This is a genomic window from Yokenella regensburgei, assembly GCF_051486985.1.
Taxonomy (GTDB): Bacteria; Pseudomonadota; Gammaproteobacteria; order Enterobacterales; family Enterobacteriaceae; genus CBFFRJ01.
Window position 1 is genome coordinate 1 of the sequence record NZ_JAHVDV010000034.1, and the last position, 17,285, is coordinate 17,285.

16 protein-coding genes are annotated in these 17,285 nt (G+C 54.0%); 8 read left to right on the forward strand and 8 right to left on the reverse strand.

What is annotated here, in order from left to right; all coding sequences use genetic code 11:
* Positions 1-223, forward strand: a 223-nt coding sequence (locus KXR87_RS19570) for a hypothetical protein (RefSeq protein ID WP_437433883.1), incomplete at its 5' end; no start/stop codon positions are given.
* 675 nt (positions 224-898) lie between these two features.
* Here the strand turns inward: KXR87_RS19570 and pqqU are convergent.
* On the reverse strand, positions 899-3,007 hold the full coding sequence (gene pqqU / locus KXR87_RS19575) for a TonB-dependent receptor PqqU (RefSeq protein WP_437433884.1): 2,109 nt from the start codon (positions 3,005-3,007) through the stop codon (positions 899-901).
* Between the two features lie 257 nt (positions 3,008-3,264).
* On the opposite strand from pqqU, the gene KXR87_RS19580 reads away from it, so the two are divergent.
* A complete protein-coding gene (locus KXR87_RS19580; RefSeq protein ID WP_437433885.1) occupies positions 3,265-4,326 on the forward strand; it encodes a YncE family protein in 1,062 nt (353 codons plus the stop codon).
* A 60-nt stretch (positions 4,327-4,386) separates the two neighbouring features.
* Here the strand turns inward: KXR87_RS19580 and KXR87_RS19585 are convergent, their stop codons facing one another.
* The 5 genes from KXR87_RS19585 to KXR87_RS19605 form a co-directional block, all read right to left on the reverse strand.
* The gene (locus KXR87_RS19585) at positions 4,387-4,734 is read right to left on the reverse strand and encodes a DNA-binding protein (RefSeq protein ID WP_437433929.1); all 348 of its coding nucleotides are present in this window, start codon (positions 4,732-4,734) and stop codon (positions 4,387-4,389) included.
* Positions 4,727-5,065 carry a type II toxin-antitoxin system RelE/ParE family toxin gene (locus KXR87_RS19590; protein WP_437433886.1) on the reverse strand — a complete coding sequence of 113 codons (339 nt, stop codon included), beginning with the start codon at positions 5,063-5,065 and terminating at the stop codon, positions 4,727-4,729. The genes KXR87_RS19585 and KXR87_RS19590 overlap by 8 nt, the downstream gene beginning before the upstream one ends.
* 169 nt (positions 5,066-5,234) lie before the next feature.
* Positions 5,235-6,731, reverse strand: coding sequence for an L-asparagine permease (gene ansP, locus KXR87_RS19595; protein WP_437433887.1), 1,497 nt, complete (start codon positions 6,729-6,731; stop codon positions 5,235-5,237).
* A gap of 375 nt (positions 6,732-7,106) precedes the next feature.
* Positions 7,107-8,417, reverse strand: coding sequence for an MFS transporter (locus tag KXR87_RS19600; protein ID WP_437433930.1), 1,311 nt, complete (start codon positions 8,415-8,417; stop codon positions 7,107-7,109).
* A gap of 433 nt (positions 8,418-8,850) precedes the next feature.
* Positions 8,851-10,047: an L-talarate/galactarate dehydratase gene (locus tag KXR87_RS19605; RefSeq protein ID WP_437433888.1), complete on the reverse strand. Its 1,197-nt coding sequence runs from the start codon at positions 10,045-10,047 to the stop codon at positions 8,851-8,853.
* 322 nt (positions 10,048-10,369) lie between these two features.
* Here KXR87_RS19605 and KXR87_RS19610 point away from each other — a divergent pair, with 322 nt between their 5' ends.
* Genes KXR87_RS19610 through pptA form a run of 4 tightly spaced genes read left to right on the forward strand, consistent with a single transcriptional unit; the run spans position 10,370 to position 12,849 of the window.
* On the forward strand, positions 10,370-11,383 hold the full coding sequence (locus KXR87_RS19610; RefSeq protein ID WP_437433889.1) for a LacI family DNA-binding transcriptional regulator: 1,014 nt from the start codon (positions 10,370-10,372) through the stop codon (positions 11,381-11,383).
* Positions 11,384-11,386: 3 nt separating this feature from the next.
* Positions 11,387-11,920 (forward strand): adenylate kinase, encoded by a 534-nt coding sequence (locus KXR87_RS19615; protein WP_437433890.1) that lies wholly within the window; start codon positions 11,387-11,389, stop codon positions 11,918-11,920.
* Positions 11,921-11,945: 25 nt separating this feature from the next.
* The gene (locus KXR87_RS19620) at positions 11,946-12,563 is read left to right on the forward strand and encodes a glutathione S-transferase family protein (protein ID WP_437433891.1); all 618 of its coding nucleotides are present in this window, start codon (positions 11,946-11,948) and stop codon (positions 12,561-12,563) included.
* 55 nt (positions 12,564-12,618) lie between these two features.
* Entirely contained in the window at positions 12,619-12,849 is a 231-nt protein-coding gene (pptA, locus tag KXR87_RS19625; protein ID WP_437433892.1) for a tautomerase PptA, read from the forward strand.
* A gap of 103 nt (positions 12,850-12,952) precedes the next feature.
* Here pptA and KXR87_RS19630 read toward each other — a convergent pair whose 3' ends face one another.
* Positions 12,953-13,525, reverse strand: a complete 573-nt coding sequence (locus tag KXR87_RS19630; protein ID WP_437433893.1) for a flavin reductase family protein — start codon at positions 13,523-13,525, stop codon at positions 12,953-12,955.
* Between the two features lie 43 nt (positions 13,526-13,568).
* Positions 13,569-15,362, reverse strand: a complete 1,794-nt coding sequence (locus KXR87_RS19635; protein WP_437433894.1) for a diguanylate cyclase — start codon at positions 15,360-15,362, stop codon at positions 13,569-13,571.
* Positions 15,363-15,606: 244 nt separating this feature from the next.
* Here KXR87_RS19635 and KXR87_RS19640 point away from each other — a divergent pair, with 244 nt between their 5' ends.
* Positions 15,607-16,308, forward strand: a complete 702-nt coding sequence (locus KXR87_RS19640) for an ABC transporter ATP-binding protein (protein ID WP_437433895.1) — start codon at positions 15,607-15,609, stop codon at positions 16,306-16,308.
* Complete coding sequence (locus KXR87_RS19645; RefSeq protein WP_437433896.1) at positions 16,305-17,273, forward strand: ABC transporter substrate-binding protein; 969 nt, start codon at positions 16,305-16,307, stop codon at positions 17,271-17,273. The genes KXR87_RS19640 and KXR87_RS19645 overlap by 4 nt, the downstream gene beginning before the upstream one ends.
* The last annotated feature ends 12 nt before the right edge of the window (positions 17,274-17,285 follow it).

Consider the following 17,285-nt stretch of genomic DNA (forward strand, 5'->3'; position numbering starts at 1 on the left):
GCGCACTGCGCTCACCTCCCGGCCCTCAGCCTGCGGCCGGTTTGACTCGCCGTCCTGGCTCGACAAACCTCTGTCCGCCCTCCCTGGCGGCCAGTCCTTGTCTTCCGGCCTCCGGCTCGCCGGTTTCAGCGGGGACTCAACCCCCTCGCTGCAAGCCAGTAGCCTGATGAAAAAAGGTACAGCTGTCGCGTTTTTAGAAAAGCGAAACCGACGTTTCTTTTAATACTGTAACGTGCAGCGAGGGTGTTGTGGTCCGGATGAAAATCGATGCGGCGTTGACGGCTGACCGGGTCCGCCCGCAGGGAAGCCGGCGGAGGAGATAGCCTGCATGGAACGCAGGCTGCTCCCCGACCCGACAGTCAGACGGCATAAGGCGACAAATTGCCGGGAGCAATTTTGAATAGCGCCTGCGCCAGCCCCGAAGGGGTGAGCCCCAGGGATGGGGCGAATAATGCCACGAAGCGGCGATTTTCCTTGCCGGGAGCCCGGGTTGCAAGGGAGGCGGCGGCGAGCCTCCCTTGCACGTTCACGGGTGGAGCGGCAACAGAGAAATACAGTACGTAAAGTGAACGGAACACTCCGCCTGCGTTACATATTCCTGTTCACCACCATGCTGTTCACGTGTGGAGCGGCATCAGAGGCACACGGCACGTAAAGTGAACGGAACTCTCCGCCTGCATCACATATGCTATTCACCGCCATGCTGTTCGCGTGTGGAGTGGCATCAGAGGCACACGGCACGTAAAGTGAACGGGACACTCCGCCTTCCTGGCATATTCCTGTTCATCACAACGCTATTCACGTGTGAACAGGCATCAGAAGCAGACCACACGCAAGGTGAGTGGAACCCTTTTACCCGGTCAAAAGTTACCCATACCTCGACAACCACTGACCGTCATCACTCAAACCGATAGGCTACCGACAGCCCAACTCCATAATTCCTTCCAGGCGCCGGTTCGTAATAACGGCCGTTCGACTCATTCACGATAACCGAGCCGACGTATTCGCGATCGAACAGGTTATCGACACGGCCAAACAGATCCATGCCCCAGTTACCGTAGTTGAATTTATAGCCGGTGTTCAGACCGACCACGGTCCAGGAGGGGGCTACGGCGCTGTTTTCATCGTCAGCTGCGATATTGCTCAGATACCGAATATCCGCACCTGCATACCAGCCTTCTTCAGGTACGTAGCCTAATGAAGCAAACCCCATATTGCGGGCAATGCCGGGGATACGATTACCGTTACAGTCGCCGTTGCCACAGACATCATCGCTGCGATAGGTGGCGTCAAGATAGGTCCAGGCAGCTTTGGCCCGCCAGTTCCCGGCGAACTGCTGATCCAGCGACAGCTCCGCCCCCTGACGACGGGTTTTACCAGCGTTTTTATAAGTGGTACGTCCACCGCTGCTGGTATCCGTCACCAGCTCGTTGTCGGTATCAGTACGGAACAGCGCGGCGCTGAGTAAGCCATTACCAAGGCGCGTTTTACTGCCTATCTCTACCGTATCACTGGTGGCTGGTTTAAGACCAAAGTTCAGCCCGCTCTGACCATCGGAACGGTAGGAGAGCTCATTGATGGTTGGGGTTTCAAAACCACGTCCCGCAGCGGCATAGAGATTCCAGGCGTCGGTGACCGCGTATTTCAACGAGCCCGCAGGCAGCCATTTGTGATAGTTTGCTTCGCCGCTGTCATCGCCGTTGCGTGCGGTAACGTAGTGATCGTTTGAATCAAACCAGACATTGCTGTAGCGCACACCGGCATCGAGAGAGAGCTTCCCGGTAAGCTGCCAGCTGGTCTGCAGATAAGGATCCAGGTTCCACATCAGATTGCGCTCATTACGGCGTTGATTGCCTTCACGACCATAATCCGGCGCGCCGTTGACCATCACAAAGTTCTCGTAGCCTTTACGCGCTTCACTCATGTTTTCATAGTTCAGGCCACCGGTCACCGTTACCGGGACAACCAGTTCACCGCGATGCGTCCAGCGGCTGTCAATGCCCTGATAGTGACGCGTCAGATCAATCACGCCACCAGCGTGTGTCGGATTCAGCTGTGGCGCGCGGGGGATGGACTGGAACTGCGTGGTTTCACGCTCGCCGGCATACATCGTAACGCTGACATCATCCTTCTCACTAAACTGCCTGTCGTAACGCAATCCTGCCTGGGTCTGTTTTACTGTTTTCCGCGTATTGTACTGTTCGGCGCGGGGTGACTGGCGGGGGTTATCGCGCCACTCATCACGGGTCAACCCACCCGGATCGTTTGCCTTAATGTCCACGCTATTGAATAACAGCGTCAGCTTACTGGCATCATCAATGCGCACGCCAAGTTTGGCGTTAGCCAGATTTTTGCGCGCCTCGCTGCGATCGCGGTAGCCGTGGGTAATAAAGCGGGTGGTGGAAACCGTGTAATCCACATCACCCGGTTGCGTACCGTCACCGACGACACCAGTGGCTTTGGTGCCATAGCGCCAGCTTCCATAGCTGCCGTAATAACTGCTGGCTTCAAGGGTTGTCGGCTGACGGCCGGTTTCGGTTTTTACGTTGAGTACTCCGCCCGAGGCGTTGCCGTAGAGGGCAGAGAAGGGGCCGCGCAGGACTTCAACGCTGTCCACGCTATTGAGATCGATATTCGATGTCTGACCCTGGCCATCCGGCATGGTGGCGGGAATACCATCAACATAAAGACGAATGCCGCGCACACCATAAGTTGAACGAGAGCCAAATCCGCGAATCGAGAGCTGCAAATCCTGAGCGTAATTCTGCCGGTTCTGCACCTGTAATCCCGGCACGCTCGCCAGTGATTCTGAAAGGTTGATTTGTGGCGTGGCGTGGCGAATATCCTCGCCGTTGACCACGCTGACGGCAGCGGGTGTATCCAGTTCAGATACCCCTTCTGGCGCGGCGCTGACGATCATGGTCTGCTGGTTATCATCAGCCCAGGCGGCAGGTGCGGCCAGGACAGGCAAAAGAAGCGCAATTCTTGAAAGAGCGAAAGTGTTCATGTGTAGACCAGATTGAGGGGCGAACCAAATGGAACATGTCCGTAATGTTAATGTTTTAAACAAAATATGAAAACTTAAACGGCACATTACGTTAATACAAAGTGTAGGAAAAAAGGAGAAGGGTAAAGGAACGGTAATTTATGCTCCACATTGTTACATATAATGATTACTATTCTCAGTTACAAGACGATGCCATGACGTCGTCGGCAGGCAAGCATGTGAAGCAGCTGTATACATTTTTATCAAAGGGAGTCGTCATGTTTTTACGTCATTTATGTTCGCCACGCCTGAGTGGTTCTCTGTTACTCGGTTCATTACTGTTCGCAGGCGCATTCAGCGCACAGGCAGCGGATGAGATGCTACGCAAAGCCGTCGGTAAAGGCGCTTACGAAATGGCCTTCAGTCAACAGGAAAATGCGCTCTGGGTCGCCACTTCGCAAAGCCGTAAGCTCGACAAAGGTGGCGTGGTTTACCGTCTGGATCCGGTGTCGCTGGAAGTGACCCAGATTATTCACAATGACCTGAAACCCTTTGGCGCAACCATCAACAACCGCACGCAGACCCTGTGGTTTGGAAACACCATTAACAGCGCCTTGACTGCGGTTGATGCCAAAACCGGTGAAGTAAAAGGCCGCCTGGTGCTGGATGAACGTAAACGCAGCGACACGGTACGCCCGTTGCAACCGCGCCAGCTGGCGGTAGATGAAACGACTAATACCGTTTATATCACCGGCATCGGTAAAGAGAGTGTTATCTGGGTTGTCGACGGGGAGTCGATGAAACTGAAAGCGACCATTGCCGGTACCGGCACCTTCAGCACGGGACTTGCTGTAGATTCGTCAGCCAAACGCCTCTACAGCACCAACGCTGACGGTGAACTGGTGACTATCGATACCGCCACCAACAAGGTGTTAAGTCGCAAAAAACTGCAGGACGATGGTAAAGAGCATTTCTATCTGAACCTCAGCCTGGATACCGCCGGTCATCGTGCTTTTATCACTGACTCCAAAGAGCCTGAAGTGCTGGTCGTGGATATTCGCGATGGCAAAGTGCTGGAGAAAGTGGCTGCGCCTGAGTCACTGGCGGTGCTGTTCAACCCTACCCGCAATGAGGCCTACGTGACCCATCGTAAAGCGGGGAAAGTGAGCGTCATCGACGGCAAAACTTATAAGGTCGTGAAAACGTTCGACACGCCAACCAACCCGAACAGCCTGGTGCTCTCCCCGGATGGTAAAACGCTGTATGTCAGCGTAAAACAGGCCTCCACAAAAGAGAAAGAGGCCACCGATCCCGATGACGTGATTCGTATAGCGCTCTAATCCGTACCTATAAAAAAGCCAGCCGGTACCCGGCTGGCTTTCGTAATGACCGAGAAGCGCTTAGGCACGATGTGAACAGGCAAGTCGGACCCCTGCGGCACGGGTAATTTCAGTGATGGTGGTTATGGTTGGATTGCCATGTTCTGAAAGCGCACGATAAATGTGTTGGCGAGCGAGTCCTGATTTGCGAGAAATTTCGCTAACCCCTCCTCGTGCTTCAATGACGTGACGAAGAGCAATCAGAAATGCAGGTACCCCTCCCGGCTCATAAATCTCGTCAAGGGCCATTTGCAAATACATTTCTGCATAGGCCGGGTTATCCCGAAGCTCTTCAATCATGGCCTCATCATGATCAACAAACGGGAGAAATGTAGACGCTTCATTTATCTTTTTCTTAGACTCAGTCATCATTTTTCCTCGCTTCATAGTCTCTCAAGTAATCAACGGCATTGTTTAAATCGCACTGCTGCGATTTTTTGTCACCGCCCACGAGTAAAAGAATCATTGTGCCATTTCTCACCGAATAATAGACGCGATAGCCTGGCCCATAGTTAATACAAAGCGCCCAAACACCGTCACGTTCAAACTTATGATCGCCGAAGTTTCCTGCCCGCGCCCGGTTAATGCAAATATCGATTTTTGCGGCTGCGCGAATATCTTTCCACTGCAACAAACTCATCCATTCCGCGTACGGAATGTTTCCGTCACGCTTTTGATAACGCACCGTTGTATAAGGCATTCCCTGGCCCTGTGCAGAAGATTAGCGGATTATTGTCACTTATAAAAGACAGCGTGACAAACTATTGAGGTGCATTTAGGGGGAGTATCAGAATAGTGCCTGGACGGGGCAAAAAAAAGCCAGCCGGTGCATACCCGGCTGGTTTTTTTGTAACGTTAAACGCAGTTGATTATTTTGCGGGTTTTTCTACCAGCGTGGCATCAGCGGCAGGGGACGCCTGCGCAACCGGTGCGGTGCTGTGGATAGCGGCAACGCGCTTACGCACACCAAACCAGCCTGCAACCAGCAGCAGCGCCAGTACCGGCAGACATCCAATGGTCAGGGTGCCGTTCGGGTAGTCGAACGCCATCAGAACCAGAACGCTTAACAAGAACAGCAGGGTTAACCAGGAGGTGAACGGCGCCCCCGGCATCTTAAAGCTCACTTCAGCCGCACGACCTTCTTTAATGGCTTTACGCAGGCACATCTGGCAAACCACGATAAAGGCCCAGGAGGCAATAATGCCGACGGACGCCTGGTTCAGCACAATTTCAAACACCTGAGCAGGCACCAGATAGTTCAGGAACACGCCCACCACGTAGACCGCCAGGGTGGCAAGAATGCCTGCATAGGGCACGTGCTGTTTGCTCATTTTGGACATGAACTTCGGTGCAGAACCGCCCATCGACATCGAGCGCAGGATACGTCCGGTGCAGTAAAGGCCGGAGTTCAGACTGGAGAGCGCAGCGGTCAGAACGACGATGTTCATCACATCGCCCATATAAGGCACACCAAGCTTTGAGAAGAAGGTCACAAACGGGCTCTGGCCTGGCTGGTAAGCCATCCACGGCAGCAGCAGGACCAGCAACACAACGGAGCCGACGTAGAAAAGGCCGATACGCCAGATAACGCTGTTAATCGCTTTCGGCACGGTTTTCTCCGGGTCTTTACACTCGCCCGCAGCCGTACCGACAAATTCGATAGACGCAAAAGCGAAGACCACCCCCTGGATAAGCACCAGCGCTGGCAGGAGGCCGTGCGGGAAGAAGCCACCGTTATCGGTTATCAAATGGAAGCCGGTCGCATTGCCATCCAGCGGTTTTCCGGAGCCGAGGAAAATTGTCCCGACCACCAGGAAGGCGACAATTGCCAGCACTTTCACCAGGGCGAACCAGAACTCCATCTCGGCAAACCACTTCACGCCAATCATGTTCATGGTGCCAACTATCGCCAGCGCACCCAGTGCAAAGACCCACTGTGGCACATCGCCAAACGCGCCCCAGTAATGCATATATAACGCAACGGCGGTGATATCGACGATACCGGTCATCGCCCAGTTGACGAAATACATCCAGCCTGCAACGTAGGCGGCTTTCTCACCCAGAAACTCACGGGCGTAGGAGACGAAGCTGCCACTCGAAGGGCGGTGTAAAACCAGTTCGCCCAGTGCGCGTAAAATAAAGAAGGAGAAGATACCGCAGACCAGATAGACGATAGCCAGTGACGGCCCTGCCATCTGCAGACGCGCACCCGCGCCTAAAAATAAGCCAGTACCAATCGCACCACCAATGGCAATCATCTGCACCTGGCGGTTACCCATTGCTTTGTTGTACCCCTCTTCATGAGAGTTTAACCAACGTCGTTTCGCGGCCTGATGCTCGGCCGCGTTATGCTCGGTTTTTTTCATTATGTACCTGTTGACCTGTCTGAACCTTTTGGGAATTCCTCACCCCCGACAGAACTAAAACCAAACGTTTGCTCCGCCGGGAAAGTGTCCTGCCTTTTCAATCATTCTGCGTATGAATAAGACAAAACATGGCGCAGCATCCTACCCGCAATTTTTTACCGACGCAAAAGATACAAGCGGAAAAACTGCACCTGATTAGTGGAATTTGTGAAGTCAGCAGCAGTCAGTAGGTTAACCGATTCCGCAGGAGGCAACTGGCGGCACAATTAACGCATATGCCGCCAAAAACAGGGGCGGGAAGGCGCAGCACTTGTGCCAGGGGTTCTGAAAGGTTTACTGAAACGCGGCCCGCATGGCGAAGCCGCGTTTTTATGCTCAGACCCCAGGTCGGGTGAGCTGTATGCGTTCCAGGGAACCCACAATAAACAGGTAGGAGAACAGGCCGATTAACCCCATAGAGCCGACGTACAAAATAGCGTAATCAAACGACTGGGTACTGGAAAGGATGAACCCAATTACCAGCGGCGTAATGATGCTCGCCAGATTACCGCACATGTTAAAGACGCCACCGGCAACACCCAGTACTTCTTTTGGTGAGGTATCGCTCAGCACACACCAGCCTAAATTACCAAACCCTTTGGCAAAGAAAGCGAGGCTCATGGCGGCAATGACCACTACTTCAGATCGGGTATAATTGGCCACTACGATAACGCAGGAGAGTAACATGCCGCAGATAACCGGAAATTTTCGCGCGGTCGTTAGGCTATAACCACGTTTTAATAACCAGTCAGAGAATACGCCTCCCATCAGGCCGCCAATAAATCCGGCGATGGCGGGAATACTGGCAATAAAGCCAACTTTCAGGATAGACATGCCTTTTGCCTGGTATAAATAGGTGGGGAACCAGGTCAGGAAGAACCAGGTAATAGAGGTTACGCAGAACTGGCCGATATATACACCGATCATCATGCGATTGACGCACACGCTCTTAATTTGCGAGAGTGTGATTTTCTCTTTCTTCGTGGCACTGCCCAGCGATGGTTCGCCCCCGCCTTCACGAATATAATCCAGTTCCTGTTGGTTAATTTTTTTGTGTTGCAGTGGATCGCGGATTTTTGCCAGCCAGACGATGCCAAGAACCACACCAATGGCGCCAATATAATAGAAAACATAATGCCAGCTCATATTATGCAGAATCAGCGTCATTAACGGCGTGACAATACCGAGCGAAATATATTGTGCTGCCTGGTAGACCGCCGTAACGAATCCGCGCTCCTTATTCGGGAACCACTGCACGCTTAAGCGACTATTGGCCGGAAACGCCGGGGCTTCTATGGCCCCCATCAGCAGGCGTAAAATCACCAGCACAATAAGAGGGCTGGCGAACAGGTAGATCGTGCCCTGAAACATGGTGACGATTGACCAGCCGATCAGCGCACAGCCATACACCAGACGTGAGCCATACTTATCCAGCAGCCAGCCACCCGGAATTTGCATAATGACGTAGGAAATACCAAACGCAGAAAACGCCAGTCCCAGCGCTTCGGGGTCAAAACCTAACTCTTTACTCATAATGGGGGCAACCACTGAAAGCGTTGCCCGGTCAGCATAATTAAACACGGTGGCCAGAAATAAGAAAATAAGAATACCGTGGCGCACGTTTGTGCGCTTAATAACATTACTCATCATCGATTCCTTGGCGGGGGCGTCACCCCGTCGTAATGATTAACAGAAAAGTACGTTTTCTTTCAGAGATAACCTTCGCACCCATCCTGGTGCGTTATGAATATTTGGATCCTTTTCATTTTTGTCTTTCTTTGGCAATAGTTAATGAACGTCGCATGTAAGTTCAAACGTTATTTATCAGCGTTATTAATAATTACTCCCGCTATTATGAATTTCAAATGCCATTTTGTTTCCGCAATAAATAGTTAAAAGCATATCAATACAATATTACTGATGATGTCATCATGCCTGAAAACAGGATCCAGAATGCCGATGACTATAAAAATCGCTGCTACGTCGGGAGTACAACCATTATGGCGAAGCAGCGGAGCGCAGGGTGCGCCAGAATTCTGCATCAATAAAGAAAGGCGGGACATTAACCCGCCTGTGACGACTAGGGGCGTTTGCCAAACTCACAGCTTTGCTGAGTCCAGGCGCGTGCCTGCTCACTGATACTAAAGCCGAGCCCATGACGGTCAGAGACATACATGCGTCCGTCGCGCAGCTCCAGTTGTTCATTAAACAGCGGGTTGAGCCACTCGAAATGCTCCAGCCACGGCTCAATGGGGTAAGCAGCGGAGAGGTGCAGGTGCACTTCCATCGCAAAGTGCGGCGCCAGCTTACGACCATGTTTCGCTGCAAGGTCCATAATTTTCAGAAACGGCGAGATACCGCCCACCCGCGGCGCATCCGGCTGAACGAAGTCACTGGCGTTACCGAGGATCAGCTGTTCATGCTCGCGAAAACTGGTCAGCATCTCACCGGTGGCAATTGGGGTATCGAGTGCTGCCGCCAGTTGGGCATGACCTTCCACATCGTAGGCATCCAGCGGCTCTTCGATCCAGATAAGGTTAAATTTCTCCATCTGACGCCCCATGCGGATGGCCGTTTCGCGATCCCACTGCTGGTTCGCATCCACCATCAGCGGGAAGTCGTCACCCAGGGCTTCACGTACCGCCGTCAGGCGACGCAGATCCTCTTTGGTATCCGGCTGGCCAACTTTGATTTTGATGCCGCCGATGCCGTTTTCGCGGGAGATAACGACGTTCTTCAGCACCTGGTCCAGCGGGGTGTGCAGGAAGCCACCGGAGGTGTTGTAGCACTGAACCGAATCGCGGTGCGCGCCGAGCAGTTTTGCCAGCGGCAGTCCCGCACGCTTGGCTTTCATATCCCAGAGCGCGATATCGATAGGGGAGATGGCCTGTACCGCCATACCGCTACGTCCTACCGAAGCGCCGGCCCATAACAGTTTGGTGTAGATCTTATCGATGTCGTTAGGATCTTCGCCAAGCAGATTGTCAGCAATCTCTTTGGCGTGAGCGTATATTCCCTGGCCGCCGGCGCGTTTGGAGTAGCTGAAGCCAACGCCTTCAAACCCGTCACGCGTGTGAATTTCGGCAATAATAATCGCGACTTCGGTCAGCGGTTTCTGACGTCCGGTCAGGACTTTCGCATCACTGACAGGGGTCGCCAGTGGCAGGAAGGCGAGGGAGAGTTTAACCCACTCAATACGGTCGCCGGTTTCCGCAGCGGTTTTTGCACCCTGCATTTTTGCGTAGGTAACGGCATCAGAATTTGCACTCACGGTCATGATTAACTCCTGTAGCTTAAACTGGAATAATGTTTGCGCTAACATTTATAATTTAGCCATGTCCTGGCCGCTACTGATTTGCCGTCAAAATGTACAGTAGATCACAATAAAATAGCTCGCTTTCTTTTAAAGGCTGAACCAGTCCACACTTTTTAATGACAAAGCCCCATGCGATAATAAAAATGATAGCGTTAACAAAAATCCTGGGGCTGGTGAGTTAACACGCTGATTATGAAGGTTTCGCCGCAGGCAGTTAGCCCGCGAATAAATCTGACAAATCGCTTATAATTCCGCTCACAAAAAAATGCCGCAGTGAGCAATCATGTCGAAACCCTCTCGTCCCACCCCTCCGCGCGCGCCGACGCTTGAAGATGTCGCCCGCTCGGCGGGTTTGTCTTCGATGACCGTCAGCCGCGCGCTGAACACGCCCCAACTGGTTCGTCCAAAAACCGTAGAGAAGGTGCTCGCTGCAGTAAAAGCAACGGGCTACATCCCCAATGCGCTGGCGGGCGGGCTGGCCTCGCGTCGAAGCAAACTGATTGCCGTCGTGGTGCCGCAAATCAACAACAGCATGTTCGTCGATACCATACAAACCATCAGCGATGAACTGGCTGAGCGTGGTTACCATATGCTGCTATGCGTTGCCGGGTATACGCAGGAAAACGAAGCGGAGCTGGTGGCGACACTTTTATCCCGCCGCCCCGACGGCATTGTGCTGACGGGTATTCACCACTCTACCGAGCTTAAGCGCGTTATCCTGAATGCCAGCGTGCCGGTGGTGGAGATCTGGGATCTAACCCCCACGCCACTGGATATGCTGGTGGGTTTTTCTCATGAAAAAGTGGGGGAGGCCACGGCAGAGTATCTGTTGCGTAAAGGCTATCGTCGGCCGGGTTTACTCTGGACGGTGGATAACCGTGCCGCCCTTCGTCGCAGTGGGTTGACCGATGCGCTGGCGCGTAATGGCGTGATGAATCCGCCTGCTGTTGATGTCGCCTTACCGGCCCGTTTTGTCTCGGGTCGCCAGGGGCTCAGCGATCTGCTTAAGGCGGGAGAATATGATGTCATCGTCTGCAGTTCAGACACCCTGGCGCAGGGAGCCATCGTTGAAGCCCAGTCACGTGGTCTGAAGGTGCCGGACGATCTGGCGGTGATTGGCTTTGGCGATCTGGATTTTGCTGCCGACACCTGGCCTTCGATTACCACTATCAGCGTTGACCGGCAGGCCATCGGATACCGTGCTGCAACCCTCCTTGCCGACCGGATCGAAGGGATATCGCCGCAGGATGGGGTGGTAGACATCGGTTTTCATTTAGTTGAACGCGAGTCAGCCTGAATCATGAAAATCAACGTTATCGGCACCAGCGGCAGTGGGAAGTCGACATTATCGCGTCGTCTGGCAACGCTGCTTAATGTACCCTGGATAGAAATGGACAGCCTTTACTGGCTCTCCGACTGGCAGGGACGCACCGACGCGGAGATGAATGCACTGCTGGTGGCGGCGCTGGACAGTCCCGGCTGGGTACTCGACGGCAACTACAATCGCACCCGTGACATTAAATGGCGGGACGTCGACGTCATCGTCTGGGTGGATTATGGTTTCTGGCGCACGCTGCGCCAGTGTGTCTGGCGTGCCATCAAACGTGCCTGGCATAAGAACGAACTCTGGGCGGGCACGGGAAACCGCGAAAGTTTTCGCCGCGCTTTTCTGACTCGCGACTCTATCATCATCTGGACGCTCAAAACCTGGCGTAAGAATCGCATCCGCTACGCCGCCGATATGGCGGATCCGCGCTATCAGCATCTGCGTTTTGTGCGCATCACGAATGACCATGAGGCCGACGCCTTCCTTGCCAGTTTGACTAAACTGTAGCTTTATTCGCAAGCGAGGAGGTCTTATGATCACCGTCTATGGCGCACCCGGCTGGGGGTCTGCTATTGCTGAACTGATGCTGACCCTGGCAGAGATTCCATATCATTTCGAGAACGTAGAAGGGTTTGATAAACCCGGTCCCATGCAGAACAGGTTGCTCAGTCTTAACCCGCTTTGCCAGGTGCCAACGCTGCAACTTGACGATGGCAGCGTTATGACCGAATCAGCGGCTATCGCGCTAATGATTCTCGATATCCGACCGGAGCTCGCGCCACCGCAAGGCACGCCGGAACGCCAGCAGTTCTGGCGTTTGCTCATCTGGCTGGTCGCCAATATCTATCCCACCTTCACCTACGCGGATTACCCTGAGCGTTTCGTTTCACAGGCGCCTGAGCAGTTGCGCGAACAGGTTGTTCATCACCGCAAACGGTTATATCTCTGGCTGGATCAGCAGCTCAAAGCCACACCTTATGCTTTTGGTGAGCAATTAACGTTGCTGGATATTTATCTTTGCGTAATGCGTACCTGGGGACCCCGACACCGCTGGTTTCACGAGAACACACCGCATATCACCACCGTCGCCGATGCCGTGTGTGCAGTGCCGAAGCTGAATAAGGTTCTGCGTGAAAACGACATTATTTGATAACTGACATTTTTTGCCTGTGGTAGGTTGAACATCCTATTACAAGGAGCACACCATGCCGCATATTGATATCCAATGTTTTCCCCGTGACCTGAATGATGAGCAAAAAAGTGCGCTGGCATCAGACATAGCGGAGGCCATTGCCCGCCATCTCGGCAGTAAAGACAGTTCCATCAGCATTGCCCTGAATCAGGTCGAGCCTGACGCATGGAAAAGTGAAGTCTGGGACACCGAAATTGCCCCGCATCTGTCTACGCTGATTAAAAAGCCGGGTTACGAGATGTAACTGGCGCAGGGGGAGGGCGTTGCCTCTCACCCTGAACCTCTCCATAAAAGGGGAGCGAGAAAGGCAACCCCGCGCACGTATTTTCCGGGTGAGGGGAAAGAGATTACTCCGGCGCTTTAATCGCTCTCCCGCTGGTGACAAAATTGCCGCCTCCCAGATGATGGATCGTATTGAGCTGACCCTCATCAAACTGCCAGTGACCATTCACAAATGCGCGCTCATCTGCAGCCGCAGAGACCACCTCACCAAACAGGGTGTCATATTTTTCCAGCGCAGCGGTCGGAGGCAACAGGCGGCACTCCAGCCAGGCAAGGCATTTTTCCTCAACGACCGGGAGACCCAGCACCGGGCCTGCAATCACCGGTATGCCGTAGCAGTTGAACTTATCCTCTTCACGCCCGCTCACGCTCCCAACCGCCCATGCCCAGTTGGTGGCAGCCACACCCGATACAACGATGCCGAACATCCCGCTGCGTTCAATCAGCTCGCGGGACCATGTGCTTTTATCCACCACGATGGCAATACGCGCAGGGGAGAATTCAACGGGCATCGACCAGGCGGCAGCCATGATATTGCGCCTGTCGATACTTTCATCGCGGCTGGTGATAAGCACCGTTGGCCCGTGGTTTAACAGGCGGCTTGCGTGATTCAATGAAACCGGACGAAAAGCATTCATAATGGCTCCTTGATGTCATCATGATGGCAGGTAAATTCAGGCCTTACGGCGCTACATTCGTCTGGCCTGCGCGGGCAATCACTATCTGTCCCCGCCCGCGCTCTTTTGCCAGATACAAAGCAACGTCGGCTGCGCGAATCAGATTAGTCGCCCGCGCATGCTGAGGCCAGGTGGCCAGACCGATGGAAACCGATACCGGGCCGATATCCCGTGATTCATAAAGAATATGGTGTGACTGGACATTGCGCAGCAGCTGCTCTGCCAGTTTGCGCGCGTCAGATTCAGTCGTGTCCGGCAGCATAATCAGGAACTCTTCGCCGCCATAGCGGAAGGCCGTCCCACGGTCAGCCACTGTCTCTACCAGCACCTGCGCAATTTCACGCAGCACTTTGTCACCCGCCTCATGCCCGTGGCTGTCATTGAGTTTTTTGAAATAATCGATATCCAGCATCAGGCAGCTCAGGCAACTGTTGGTGTTCATTGCCTGGTCCACCATTGCGCGCAGCGTCTCTTCCAGGTTCAGTCGATTACGCAGACCGGTGAGCGGATCATGTGCTGCCTTTTCGGTCAGGGTATCGCGCAGACTCTGGTTTGCCAGCGCCAGTGCCAGCGTTTCTGCCATCAGTTCCAGGTAGGCATAAGGTGGTTCTTTCTGTTGATCGGACTGGTCGAAGGTCAAGAGGCCGATGGTTTTGTTCTGGGCAATGAGCGGAATGCAGATGGCACGGGCGGCAACTTCTGGCGCTATGTGTTCGCATGGCATATCCACCGAGTCGCGGGATGGGCAGTGCAACTGACCACGCTTCAGCGCCCAGCAGGCATCCGGGGTAAAGGAGCTGTCTTCACCCGGTGGTAACAGCCAGCGTGCAGCTGACTTCATTCGACCGGTACGTGAATCAAGGATATAGAGGCGTCCCCCCATATCCGCAATGATCTGAGGGGCGAAACGGCTCACCACACGAATAATCGCACTGTAGGAGTCACACCCCTGCAAACGCTGGGTCATTCGCGCAAGCAAAGTACGTGACGCCCATTCAGCATCACGCTCCTGCTCCAGCCGCTGCCGGGCGAGGCCATTTTCACGAAAAATATGGATGGCCTGCGCCATATCACCAATTTCGTCCACCTGCGCAAGCACTGGCGTCTCCACCGCATAGTCCTGGGTTGCGAGGCGGTTTACCACATCGCTGAGCGTAACCACCGGGCGCAGAATACGGTGCTTGATAATAAATCCCAGGACAAACAAAAAGAGCAGTGCCGTGATGCCGACCATGACCTCTGAGAGGGTGCGCAGGCGCTGCGAGAAGGCGGTGGCTTCAGCAATAACGGCATCGGTTCGCTGGTCAGAGAGGCTGCGAAAATGGGCAAAGCGGTATTCCGCCTGGTCAAGTTCATCCTCGTAAGACTGACCAAACAGAAGATCAATGCCTTTATTAACGTCACCAGCCTCCACGGCGGCAACCGCCTGCTGCTGTTCATCTTCAAGCTCTCTGAGCACTTTAATGCCATCGCGCAGAATCAGAATCTCCTCCGTAGTGGCATTGTGGTCACGCAGGCGTACCAGGCGATCCTCAAGCTTGATATCAGTATCCAGCTGCTGTCGCCAGGCCTCAATCTGCGCCGGCTGGCGTCTTACTACAGCTTCCCGCGCCAGGTCGGTCAGGGCGTAGGCATCTTTTTCCAGTTCGTCGATCAGGGTGTCAGAAACCCGGCTATGGGCAATCGCCTCGCGCTCCGCCCGTTCTGCACTGGAAGCGGTAAAGAGGGCCGCACCGGAGGCAAGTGTCAGTATGACCGTGGAGATGTACGCAAAATTTGTGATTGTTGCGATACGCACATAATCACCTTTTTTCATTAAGGGAAATGGGTGAGGGATCCTCTAATCGTTTACCACTCTTCTTTATAAATCAAGCCGCAACATAAACGTAATTTATTCGTCACATATCCTGCCTATAGTCAGCGGCATCAAATCCCAAAGAGGATAACAATATGTTTTCTCCCCTGACTTATGTGCAGGTGGACGCGCCCCGTCGGTTGCAGACCACGGGTGTCATTCGCTTTCTCATTCCGGGAGGGCGCTAATGGACGCGTTCACTGAAATCCGCCTCGACGGCGTGTCGTATGCGTTTGGTACGCACACGGTTCTCAATCAGATCGATCTTCAGATTCCCGCAGGCACCATCGTGGCGCTGCTCGGCCCCTCAGGCTGTGGCAAAAGCACCCTGTTGCGTCTGCTTGCCGGGTTAACTCACCCCGCGGACGGCACCATTTCGTTTGGCTCACGCCTGGTGGCGAAAGCGGGGTGGGCGATGCCGCCGGAGTTACGCAACATTGGCATGGTCTTTCAGGACTATGCCCTCTGGCCGCATATGACGGTGGAAGATAACGTCGCCTTCCCGCTCAAAATGCGCAATGTGCCACGGGCTGAACGTGAAATCCGTGTTGCCGCAGCGTTAGCACGCGTCGGCCTTGATGCATTTGCCACACGCAAACCTTCCGGTCTCTCCGGTGGGCAGCAGCAGCGTGTGGCGCTTGCCAGGGCGATTGTCGCTGAACCGCGGGTGTTGCTGTTTGACGAACCGCTTTCCAATCTCGACAGCGAACTGCGTGAATCGTTGTGCCGTGAAATGGCCACACTGCTTCGCCAGCTCGTCATCACCGCCGTCTATGTCACCCACGATCGTCGTGAAGCCGAGATACTCGCCGACCGAATTGTTCATTTGTCTGCCGGACGGGTAGACGCTATTCGTACTGTTACATCATCCTCAGGGGAAATTGCATGAAAGCCAGACTGTCCGTGAAGAAAGGAGTTGCGTTAGCCATGGTGTTATCGTCTGTCATGATGTCCAGCGCACATGCGCTTACCGTTTACACCGCAGGGCCGGGTTCGCTGGCAAAAGGCCTTGCCAGTGGTTTTGAGAAGAAAACCGGCGTGAAAGTGGATATCTTTCAGGCCACTACCGGAAAAGTGATGGCTCGACTGGAGGCCGAGCAGGCTAATCCGCAGGCCGATATCCTTATTTCTGCTTCGTGGGATACCGCAGAAGATCTCCACAACCGCGGCTGGTTGCTGCCGTACCAGAGCGCTAACGCTGGTAATGTGCCGGATACGCTGAAAAGCGCCGATTATGTGGCGCAGGGTATCTCTGCGCTTGGCATCGTCTGGAATACTAAAAGCGGCACGCCTGAACCGAAAGAGTGGAAGGATCTGACCACACCTGCGTTTAAAGACAAAGTGACCACGCCGGATCCGGCGCTTTCTGGCGCTTCCCTTGATCTGCTGATAGGTCTGCAAAACGGTATGGGCGACCAGGCCTGGGCGTTGTTTGAGGCGCTGAAGAAAAATGGCATGGTGGTCAGCGGCCCGAACGCCCAGGCCGTTACGCCAGTAATGCAGGGGGCGAAAGCCGCTGTCTTTGGCGCGGTGGACTACGTGACCTATGGCAACATTGAACAGGGTGAATCCCTCAAGGTTATCTTCCCGGCCAGCGGCACCGTCATTGCGCCGCGTCCGATGATGATCCTGAAAACCACGCAGCATGAAGCCGATGCTAAAGCGTTTGTTGATTATGTGCTGTCGCCTGAAGGGCAGAAAATGGTTGCGGATGCCTGGCTGATGCCGGCCCGCACCGATGTGCAGGCCAAACGTCCGCTGTTCACGGAGCTGAACGTGCTGCCGACCCGAAGCGATGGCACCAGTGAGCGTGCCGACGTCCTCAAGCGTTTCAATACACTCTTCGCTCAGTAATCATCAGCAGAC